At 48.0% G+C, this 9415-nt stretch carries 18 protein-coding genes and 2 pseudogenes; 18 read left to right on the forward strand and 2 right to left on the reverse strand.

Features of this window, described 5'->3' with window-relative positions; translation table 11 throughout:
* Nucleotides 1-296 precede the first annotated feature (296 nt).
* From SCU88_RS14700 to SCU88_RS14785, 18 genes and pseudogenes are all read left to right on the forward strand, one after another.
* Entirely contained in the window at nucleotides 297-1253 is a 957-nt protein-coding gene (locus SCU88_RS14700; protein WP_431810018.1) for a DUF7666 domain-containing protein, read from the forward strand.
* Between the two features lie 23 nt (nucleotides 1254-1276).
* Entirely contained in the window at nucleotides 1277-1579 is a 303-nt protein-coding gene (locus SCU88_RS14705) for a hypothetical protein (RefSeq protein ID WP_175341606.1), read from the forward strand.
* Nucleotides 1579-1776, forward strand: coding sequence for a DUF7167 family protein (locus SCU88_RS14710; RefSeq protein WP_138097960.1), 198 nt, complete (start codon nucleotides 1579-1581; stop codon nucleotides 1774-1776). The genes SCU88_RS14705 and SCU88_RS14710 overlap by 1 nt, the downstream gene beginning before the upstream one ends.
* Nucleotides 1777-1925: 149 nt before the next feature.
* Entirely contained in the window at nucleotides 1926-2099 is a 174-nt protein-coding gene (locus SCU88_RS14715) for a hypothetical protein (RefSeq protein ID WP_175341607.1), read from the forward strand.
* Nucleotides 2096-2398, forward strand: coding sequence for a hypothetical protein (locus SCU88_RS14720; protein WP_175341608.1), 303 nt, complete (start codon nucleotides 2096-2098; stop codon nucleotides 2396-2398). The genes SCU88_RS14715 and SCU88_RS14720 overlap by 4 nt, the downstream gene beginning before the upstream one ends.
* Nucleotides 2395-3321, forward strand: coding sequence for a recombinase RecT (locus SCU88_RS14725; RefSeq protein ID WP_175341609.1), 927 nt, complete (start codon nucleotides 2395-2397; stop codon nucleotides 3319-3321). The genes SCU88_RS14720 and SCU88_RS14725 overlap by 4 nt, the downstream gene beginning before the upstream one ends.
* Nucleotides 3318-3998: a YqaJ viral recombinase family protein gene (locus SCU88_RS14730; protein WP_175341610.1), complete on the forward strand. Its 681-nt coding sequence runs from the start codon at nucleotides 3318-3320 to the stop codon at nucleotides 3996-3998. Before SCU88_RS14725 ends, SCU88_RS14730 begins: the two co-directional genes overlap by 4 nt.
* A gap of 3 nt (nucleotides 3999-4001) precedes the next feature.
* A complete protein-coding gene (locus SCU88_RS14735) occupies nucleotides 4002-4142 on the forward strand; it encodes a DUF1317 family protein (protein WP_175341611.1) in 141 nt (46 codons plus the stop codon).
* Nucleotides 4143-4308: 166 nt separating this feature from the next.
* Nucleotides 4309-4710 (forward strand): hypothetical protein, encoded by a 402-nt coding sequence (locus SCU88_RS14740; protein WP_175341612.1) that lies wholly within the window; start codon nucleotides 4309-4311, stop codon nucleotides 4708-4710.
* Complete coding sequence (locus SCU88_RS14745; RefSeq protein ID WP_175341613.1) at nucleotides 4707-4901, forward strand: hypothetical protein; 195 nt, start codon at nucleotides 4707-4709, stop codon at nucleotides 4899-4901. Before SCU88_RS14740 ends, SCU88_RS14745 begins: the two co-directional genes overlap by 4 nt.
* Nucleotides 4891-5052 carry a hypothetical protein gene (locus tag SCU88_RS14750; RefSeq protein ID WP_175341614.1) on the forward strand — a complete coding sequence of 54 codons (162 nt, stop codon included), beginning with the start codon at nucleotides 4891-4893 and terminating at the stop codon, nucleotides 5050-5052. The genes SCU88_RS14745 and SCU88_RS14750 overlap by 11 nt, the downstream gene beginning before the upstream one ends.
* Nucleotides 5053-5063: 11 nt before the next feature.
* Entirely contained in the window at nucleotides 5064-5354 is a 291-nt protein-coding gene (locus tag SCU88_RS14755) for a hypothetical protein (RefSeq protein ID WP_175341615.1), read from the forward strand.
* A 1-nt stretch (nucleotide 5355) separates the two neighbouring features.
* Entirely contained in the window at nucleotides 5356-5643 is a 288-nt protein-coding gene (locus tag SCU88_RS14760; RefSeq protein ID WP_175341616.1) for a hypothetical protein, read from the forward strand.
* Between the two features lie 127 nt (nucleotides 5644-5770).
* The gene (locus SCU88_RS14765) at nucleotides 5771-6028 is read left to right on the forward strand and encodes a DNA polymerase III subunit theta (protein ID WP_175341617.1); all 258 of its coding nucleotides are present in this window, start codon (nucleotides 5771-5773) and stop codon (nucleotides 6026-6028) included.
* A complete protein-coding gene (locus tag SCU88_RS14770; RefSeq protein ID WP_175341618.1) occupies nucleotides 6025-6324 on the forward strand; it encodes a hypothetical protein in 300 nt (99 codons plus the stop codon). The genes SCU88_RS14765 and SCU88_RS14770 overlap by 4 nt, the downstream gene beginning before the upstream one ends.
* 95 nt (nucleotides 6325-6419) lie before the next feature.
* Nucleotides 6420-6686, forward strand: coding sequence for an excisionase (locus SCU88_RS14775; protein ID WP_175341619.1), 267 nt, complete (start codon nucleotides 6420-6422; stop codon nucleotides 6684-6686).
* On the forward strand, nucleotides 6655-7740 hold the full coding sequence (locus tag SCU88_RS14780; RefSeq protein WP_175341620.1) for a tyrosine-type recombinase/integrase: 1086 nt from the start codon (nucleotides 6655-6657) through the stop codon (nucleotides 7738-7740). Before SCU88_RS14775 ends, SCU88_RS14780 begins: the two co-directional genes overlap by 32 nt.
* A gap of 431 nt (nucleotides 7741-8171) precedes the next feature.
* Nucleotides 8172-8543 (forward strand): annotated as a pseudogene (locus tag SCU88_RS14785) (SOS response-associated peptidase family protein); the annotation flags it as partial.
* A gap of 51 nt (nucleotides 8544-8594) precedes the next feature.
* Here the strand turns inward: SCU88_RS14785 and SCU88_RS14790 are convergent.
* Both SCU88_RS14790 and SCU88_RS14795 read right to left on the reverse strand, forming a co-directional pair.
* Nucleotides 8595-8939: pseudogene (locus SCU88_RS14790) on the reverse strand (DNA polymerase V subunit UmuC); the annotation flags it as partial.
* Between the two features lie 2 nt (nucleotides 8940-8941).
* Entirely contained in the window at nucleotides 8942-9361 is a 420-nt protein-coding gene (locus SCU88_RS14795; protein ID WP_175341765.1) for a translesion error-prone DNA polymerase V autoproteolytic subunit, read from the reverse strand.
* Nucleotides 9362-9415 lie beyond the last annotated feature (54 nt).

Raw genomic sequence — 9415 nt, forward strand, 5'->3', positions numbered from 1 at the left:
GAAAAGACAGGCGCAACCGGAGATATTTAAATGAAGAAATTCTTTAGCAAATTCCCAGCCGCAATTCAGGGGTGGGTTATCGGCACTCTTACCGGTGTTGCCATTCTCATAGCGACGCCACCAGTAGTTATATTTCTTCGTTGGTGGTTCAGATTATGGGGCGTGAATAACTGATAAGCATCAGTGCGGTTGGCAGACAGAAGATGAAGCTTGGCGAGAAGCCGCTGATTTGAAACGTTTAACGAACTATGACCCGCTACGGCGGGTTTTTATTGCCAAATTCAAGGAAAAATAAAATGAGCAACAAAATTGTGACCTATAAGGGACTCAACAAAGATTTAACCTGCCGTGATTTTCAGTTCGAAATCGGAAAATCATATAATCACGAAGGAAAAGTTGAAGCATGCGGCTCTGGATTTCATGCATGTGAATGCCCATTCGATGTGTTTAGTTATTACCCTCCAGCAGAAAGCCGCTACGCAGAAACTATTTCGTTTGGCGTCACTGACCGTAAAGAAAATGGTGATACAAAAATCGCCAGCGCCAGCATCACTATTAAAACAGAGCTAACCCTACCCGAATTCATTCAGCGGGGAATTGACTGGATTTGGAGTAAAATTGACAGATCTCTGGAACAGCAGAACATGACCGGCCACCGGTCAGCAGCAACGAACACTGGCGACTGTTCAGCAGCAACGAACACTGGCGACTATTCAGCAGCAACGAACACTGGCGACTGTTCAGCAGCAACGAACACTGGCGACTGTTCAGCAGCAACGAACACTGGCGACTGTTCAGCAGCAACGAACACTGGCGACTGTTCAGCAGCAACGAACACTGGCGACTGTTCAGCAGCAACGAACACTGGCGACTATTCAGCAGCAACGAACACTGGCGACTGTTCAGCAGCAACGAACACTGGCGACTGTTCAGCAGCAACGAACACTGGCGACTATTCAGCAGCAACGAACACTGGCGACTGTTCAGCAGCAACGAACACTGGCGACTGTTCAGCAGCAACGAACACTGGCTACCGGTCAGCAGCGGAAGTATCTGGATCGCAATCTGTAGCCGCATCGCTCGGAATTAAAGGGAAGGCTCGCGCATCTAAAAACGGCGCAATCGTACTCTGCTATCGCGATGAAGATGGAGAGTTAATTCACATCTGCGCAAGCAAGGTTGGCGAAAATGGAATCGAGCCTGATGTCTGGTATCAGTTAAATGAGTCAGGCGAATTTGAGACCGCCGAATAATTCGTTTTTTACTGGAGGGGATTATGGAATTTAAAGGGACGCCCGGTCCTTGGTCATACAGAAAGTCAGGACCACACTGGAATAATTCATTACTGACTAATATAGAGATTAATTTCGGGAGCGAAGGAGAATGTATTGCCGACACTGTTTACGAAGAAGCGGATGCCAGGCTAATCTCTGCGGCCCCTGAGCTTCTTGAGGCATTGCAATTAATCGTGGCTGAACATAGCGGAATGAATAAATCATGCGGTCACAATGGATATGAGTGTACATGTGGCTACGACAAAGCACGAGCGGCAATATCTAAAGCGCTGGGAGGTGAGTAATGGGAAGAAAGTTTAAAGTTTGGCTGGATTCTGGTGCGAATATTGAATCCAGATACGAAGATGAAGTTGACTTGGATTTCCTGGGTGTTTCATCGGAAGAATGGGAAAATATGAACGAACGCGAACGGGATGAATTAATGAAGGATGTCGCCTGGGAAAGAATGGATTGGGGATACAAAGAAATAACTGACGAGTAAGCACATATAGCGCATTAACCAGTGCGCTATGTGAGCATAGCTCGTTATCCCTTGAAGTTATTGCCCCGTGTCCGGGGCTTTTTTATGCGCGCATATCAGAGCTAATAACGTTAGCTGCGATATGCACACAATAAATAAGGAGTACACCCATGCAGTTTGTTAATGCAGGGGCCACCGTGCCGGGTGGCTCAGTTAATTACATTAAATTCATGCAGCATCACCCGTCATTCCGCGTGTCAAGTGCGTCATTTGTACCGCCGCCGCGCTGGAAAAGTCTGCTGCAAAAACTTGTTGAGTTTCTGACACAGGAAGGGCAGTCATGAGATTAAGCATCCGAGACATCGAAGAGTTGAAGCGCATTAAAGCAATGCTCACCGAAGACGACAGAGAACGAATTTATGCCGAAGTTGAGGCACTAACCAAATCATCAAACCCAATCACCGCCCTACTCAGAAATATAAAGCCTGATTCAAACACAGAGGACGCGGTTTCGTTTATGGAAGACCACGATATCGAATATCAGGAACGGGCGGCGGAAATGTTATGGGACTTACTGACATTCAGAGTGACCAATGAGTACGTGATGGAAATATTTAAACGCAGACATCAGGAGGCGGCATGAATCATCAGTTGGTAAATCATGTTCATAATCTAATAAACCCACTGAAATCTGAGTTTGAGCAAATCTGTACTGAGCCTGGCGTAACATTCAAGCGGGAAGCTGAGTTTGCCATGCAGATTTTTGCTAATAATGATTATCTGGCAAAGGTTGCGGTTGACAATCAAGTGAGTACCAGAAGCGCGGTTATGAATGTGGCCGCGATAGGCGTTACTCTGAACCCAGCGCAGAAGTTAGCTTACCTGGTCCCAAGGAAAGGCGCTATCTGTCTTGATATTAGCTACATGGGGCTGATGCATATTGCTCAGCAATCAGGGGCAATAAAGTGGTGCCAGTCATCTATTGTCAGAAAGAACGACAGCTTCCACCGTGAGGGGCTGGATAAGCCACCAGTACACATATACAACGACTTCGACACGGCAGAGCAGCGAGGTGACATCGTCGGTGCATATGTAGTCATAAAGACAGACGATGGCGATTACTTAACTCACACCATGCGAATTGATGATATCTGCGCAATTCGTGACCGCTCTGAGGCCTGGAAGGCATACAAAAGCAAAGGTAAGTCATGCCCCTGGGTAACCGACGAAGAGCAAATGATTCTCAAGACTGTCGTTAAACAGGCGGCCAAATACTGGCCTCGCCGTGAACGCCTGGATGCCGCAATCGACCACGTTAACACCGAGGGTGAGGAAGGTATTAACTTTTCAAATGAACGACAGACAGAGAGGGATGTCACTCCGGCAGGAGAGGAAATAATAAAAGAAATTAACGATGTTCTTATTTCCATGAACAAGACGTGGAATGAAGACCTCTTACCCCTGTGTTCAAAAATATTCCGCAGAGAAATTAGAGGTGCATCAGAACTTAGCCAGATTGAAGCTGCTAAGGCTCTCGGCTTCCTGAAGCAAAAGGCGGCAGCATGACACCTGAAATAATAATGGAACGCACTGGCATTGACGTTACAAATATTGAGCAAGGTAATGAAGCGTGGCATAAGCTGAGACTCGGTGTTATCACCGCATCTGATGTTCACAATGTTATATCAAAACCTCGCTCAGGAAAGAAATGGACAGATATGAAAATGTCATACTTTCATACTCTGCTTGCTGAGGTTTGCACTGGGGTTTCGCCTGAAGTTAATGCAAAGGCATTGGCCTGGGGGAAACAATTTGAAGACGACGCCAGAGTTCTTTTCGAATTCACTACCGGCGTTAACGTGGTCGAATCGCCAATACTTTTCCGAGACGATGGCATGAGAACTTCCTGCTCTCCTGACGGCTTGTGCAGCAATGGATACGGTCTGGAGTTGAAGTGCCCTTTCACCTCTCGCGACTTTATGAAATTCCGCCTTGGTGGATTTGAGGCAATAAAATCAGCGTACATGGCTCAGGTTCAGTACAGCATGTGGGTTACCGGAAAGGATAGTTGGTTCTTTGCTAATTACGACCCTCGCATGAAACGGGAGGGAATCCATCATGTTGTGGTTGAGCGTGATGAAAAATACATGGCTGACTTCAACGAACTGATTCCAGAATTCATAGAGAAAATGGATGAGGCGCTCAGTGAAATTGGTTTTTCTTTCGGCGAACAATGGAAATAAATCATGCACTCTCCCACAGACAATATCAGATGTGGGAGCACCGTCATTCGTTATTACTCAGCGTATGGCGGATGGATGCTCCCTGATAAAACTTTCACTAAAAACCCACTCAAAGCCCATCGCATTGCAGAAGAAACCGAATAGAAAAAGGAAACGCATAAGCAGGCGTGGGAGCCGTATGAAGTCGAATTCCTTATTAAGCGCAACCCGAGAACAACATTAGCCAGCCTGGCTAAAAAGCTCGACAGAAGCAAACCGGACATTATTCAAATATTAATCGCAATATCAGCAGGAAATTAACGGAGGGTTTATGAGCGAGATTGAGAAGCTTAAAGAAGAGCATATGCAAGCGCTTACAGCATATGAAGCAACAGTGCAGAACCTGAATGCAAAAGTTGAAGCGCTGGCGGCGGAGAGCGCGAGACTTAAATCAGAGATAGCGAATATCACATTCATGGAAGATGAAGTGTTTTTCAATTGCGACCGGAGAGCTCAGGAAGTGATGGGGAGAATAGTTAACGTAAAAACCCCCGCCACCGACGCAGTGATTGCAGATATGCGCGATACGGCACGCAACGAACTGTACCAAGAATTCGTTAAACGCGCCCGGCTCGCAGGGATGAGCGATAGTGACATTGTCAGCGTATTTGAGGCTACCGACGCCCTCCTGCATTGTGCAGAGCAACTGCGCAGCGGCAAGGGGGCGGCATGATGCCGGGCGTAATTTACGGCTCAATAAATAATGACCGCCAATGGATTTTACACAACGGAATCATTAAAACTCGCGTGCCTGGCGATATCTGGAGGGATGCAGGATGGCCACAGCCGACAATGAAAGAGAGTGACATTGATTATTACATCGCAACAGGGGAAATGAAGGAGGCCCGCAGCAATGGCGAATAACACTGATTTTAGTTCCTGGTGGCAGCAACTCAACGAAATCGCACGGAATAAGGGATTCGATAACGCTGGCGACCCGAGCAAATGGCGAGATGAATTTGATCGTGGATTGTCTCCTGCTGATGCGTGGAATGGCGACTGGGATTTATATTGAGGGGACTGGCGATGAGTGAATTAAGCGTGAAACAAAAAATACAGTTAATTAAAAATATCGCAGAGAGAAATAATGTCATTAACAGCACTGACGCCCTGTTTGTCATTAATGCGCTTGAGAGTCGCATAGCAGAACTGGAATCACGCCGGGTGCGGGTTGAGTTGGCGCCTCTGGAGCCTGACGACGGCTCTGATGCACAGGTAGCTATAAACGCGGGTATTCGTAATTGGGCCATAGTCAGATGCCGGGATGCATTCATATTGGCATGCAAATCTGCTGGAATAGAGTGCGAGGTGGTGTGATATGGCTAAATCATCTGATGTACATGATTTGTTTAATGCGTATCAAAAACAGACCCGGAAGATGCCTGCGAAAGGTGTTTACGCTTCTAAACAACGGCGCGATGAAGTACAGGCGGCCCACGTTCGCAAGATAATGCGGACACGTCGCAGGTCAGTTGGAAAATCAAATAAGCTGGGCTTCCGCTTTACTGCGGAAATGCGCGTGGCTCTGATTTGCGATATGAATTGTTGGGCTCTGATATGCCGCTCTAATCGCAATCAGGTGGCTAATAATGGCGAGGTGGTGTGATGAGCGATATCTATGAAGCGATGATAAAAGCGGCTCCGAAGGTGAAATAATCAGTTGATCATTTGATCAAATAATCCCTCCCCTATCCCACAACGATTTATACTCTCCGCAACTGGAGGGTTTAGTCATGTCTAAGTGGAACATCGCGGCACGTAGTGTCGAAGAGCAGGATAAGGTTAATGTTGACCTCGCAGCGTCAGGCGTTGCTTACAAAGAGCGCCTCAATATGCCGATTATCGCTGAGCAGGTCATGAGGGAGCAGCCAGAACAGTATCAGGAGTATTTCATGGAACGACTACGCCACTATCGAGAGCAGAGCGTTAAGCTGCCGAATGCGTCAGACCCTCGCTATCTGAAAATGGCAGAGGATAACGCCAAAAAATGAGGCTGTTAGCGCTGGCACTACTCGCAATTTCTACCGCAGCTTTTGCTGACGATTCTGGCTATGGGGATCCCGTTTCTCGTTGCCTCAACAATCACACTATCCCGTACATCAAGTCTGATATTGATGCTCGTAAAATCGTCGATGACGCATACAAAGAATGCGACTCCGTGATTAAAGAATGGCAGAGTAATCGGGAATTGTTGCCGAAGGAAATGAGAGACAGGCAAGAAAAGGAGCTGTACGAATTTTACATCAGGATGATAGAAATCAGGCGAAAATCAGAGCCTGTTAAGTAGAAAACAAACCACCTACTCACAAGGTCGCCAATCGGCGGCCTTTTTATTTTGCGTTGATTTGCATAGCAAATGTGGAAAATACACAGGAGAGACAAATGGCAAAGTTGCTTACGTTATTGCAATGGGCTGACGCGCACTATGAAACTCCACCCTCACTGAGAACGTTGCAGCGATGGACCAGGGAGGGACGTATCTACCCCGCCCCGGAACTGCATGGCAGGGAGTATAAGGTTCAGCATGATGCGGTGTATGTGGACCCTAGCAAGAAGAACCTCAAGCCAAAACATGTGAAACTGCCGAGCAAAGGCACGCTACTGGAGAGATTAAAACATGGCGAACAGGCCAGCCCGTTACGACGCTAACTTACCCCGTAACCTGACCTATCGTAAACGCAACAAAATCTACTCATGGCGCAATCCGATGACCGAGCAAGAGATATCACTGGGGCGCATCTCACGCAAGGATGCAATCGCCCAAGCTATTGAAGCCAACAACTATATAGAGCAGAACTACATCCCCTCCACACTGCTCGACCGCATCAAAGATGTCCCCACATTCACAGTGACTGAATGGCTCAAGCGGTACAGGGTCATTCTGGAGCGCCGTGAATTGAAGCCCAACACGATGAAGGTCAGGAACAATCAACTACAAACCATAGATGATGAATTTGGCCGGTTTCCTCTGTCCGCAATATCGACAAAGGACATCGCTGAATTTCTGGAGTCATACGTCTCATGCGGGAAGAAAAGCATGGCTGCCGGTCTCAGATCTGTTCTGATGGACATATTCAGGGAGGCGATGGTGGAAGGCCATCTTGAAAGAAATCCTGTAGAGCCGACAAGAACTCCGACGCCAGAGGTTAAGAGGGAGAGACTTCTTCTTGAGCCATTCATAATCATCAGGGATGCAGCCATCAGAAACTCATCCTGGGCCGCCAACGCTTTCAATCTGGCGCTGGTAACAGGGCAGAGGCGAGAAGATGTAGCCAAATTTCAATTCAGCCACATAAAAGATGGGCGTCTGTTTGTAGAGCAGGAGAAGACTGGCCACAAACTCGCGATTCCCCTTGATTTAACACTAGACTCCGCAGGGCTGGTATTGCAGGATGTCATAGACCAATGTCGTACTAACAACCCATCGGACTATATGATTTACTCAGCGGTGCGTCGCGGAGGAAGAAAGCCAGGGCCACTAACGCCAGATGGACTGACCCAGGCTTTTTCTGATATGAGGGACATGTCAGGATTGCGATTTGGCCCCAACCCGCCATCTTTCCACGAAATCAGGAGTCTCGCCAGTAGGTTGTATGAAAGGGAGCGTGGGGAAGAATTTGCAAGGAAACTTCTTGGTCACAAGAATTTAACAATGACGCAAAAATACCTGGACTCCAGGGGTGCTGAGTATGATATGGTTTAGACAGGATATGAAGATTTCGGGAGATTTTCGTGTCCTTTCGTGAGAGACGATAAAAACACGTTTAAAAACATACAGATAAAAAAAGACCGAATACGATTCCTGTTTCCGCTACAATCTGCCTTTCTTGATACCATTCAGGCACTTACACATCAGAAACCCGTTAAAAACGGGTTTCAATGCTTACCAATACATCCATTCAAGATCAAACCGTTGCCACGTTTTTCGAGTGGTCGACGAGTGTACTTCGGGATCAGTTCGATCCACAACCTCCCCAACTTTGCGTAGCTCCTTCCAGTTTCGCAAACCCCCGATTTACCGCCTTGCTGACTTCCATCATCATACCCATGTTTCAAAATCATAGACTTTCGGTGCGCACCTGTTTTTTTCTCCCTGCCCTATACTTTCAGTCTGATATCTGGCTGGAGGTTTCTATGTGTGGACGTTTTGCACAAGCCCAAACCCGTGAAGAATATCTGGCTTACCTGGCCGATGAAGCCGATCGCGACATCGCATACGACCCGGAACCCATAGGCCAGTACAACGTCGCGCCCGGTACAAAAGTCCTGCTACTGAGCGAACGAGACGAGCAACTGCATCTCGATCCGGTCCTGTGGTCATACGCGCCCGGGTGGTGGGACAAGGCACCACTGATTAACGCGCGCGTCGAGACTGCGTCCACAAGCCGAATGTTTAAACCTCTCTGGCAGCATGGCAGGGCGATCTGTTTTGCGGATGGATGGTTCGAGTGGAAGAAGGACGGCGACAAAAAACAGCCCTACTTCATTCACCGAGCCGACGGCCAGGCCGGTATTCCTGCGCACCGCATCTTTCAGCTCGTGACCGAACTCCTCGAGCACCCGGCAGTTACGCACGCCTGTGAGGTCGCAAAAAGCTTCGTCGATGCTGTAAATTTCTACGCGGGGGCTCATTTCCTCAAGCGTCGTCATTACCCGGTTCGACATGTCTGCGTACAGCTCGTAGTTGCTGCTGAAGCAAACAACCCCAGCGCGCCGAAATAAGTCCTTTTGCTTGAAGAAAGGCTCTCCCATTGTAATTCCAGCGGCCTTAGCCTCGGCACTGCGTGCGATTACACAGCCATCGTTATTCGAGAGAACGACAACCGGGCGCCCTCTCAGGTCAGGCCTGAATACGGTCTCGCATGATGCGTAGAACGAATTCACATCACAGAGCGCAAACATACTCAGCTCGCCGATTTGACGATGAAAGTAACAACGCCGAAAACGTCCAGCGTATCTTCGCTGCCTACAACAATCGGACTGTAGGCGCTATTCATTGGGATGAGTTGGACTGTCGGGCGTAACTGCAGGCGTTTAACAGTAAATTCCCCTTCCACCGCGGCGATGACAATGTTTCCGTGCTCAGCTGTGCGCGAGCTGTCCACCACCAGCAGATCACCATCGCTAATCCCGGCTTCGATCATTGAATCACCTGCGGCTTTGACGAAATAGGTGGAGCTCGGATGAGCGACAAGTAACTCATTGAGATCGATACGCTGTTCAACGTAATCAGCTGCGGGGCTTGGGAAACCACACTGTACTAAGTCACTGAAAAGCGGGAGAGCGATAATTTCTCGCAGTTCTGTTGGCCTGATGAATTCCATTGCACACACCTCAAATACTGTTTTTATATACAGTAGTTTTATTTGTAAGTGTCC

Source organism: Jejuibacter sp. L23 (genome assembly GCF_050815825.1).
Taxonomy (GTDB): Bacteria; Pseudomonadota; Gammaproteobacteria; order Enterobacterales; family Enterobacteriaceae; genus Jejubacter; species Jejubacter calystegiae.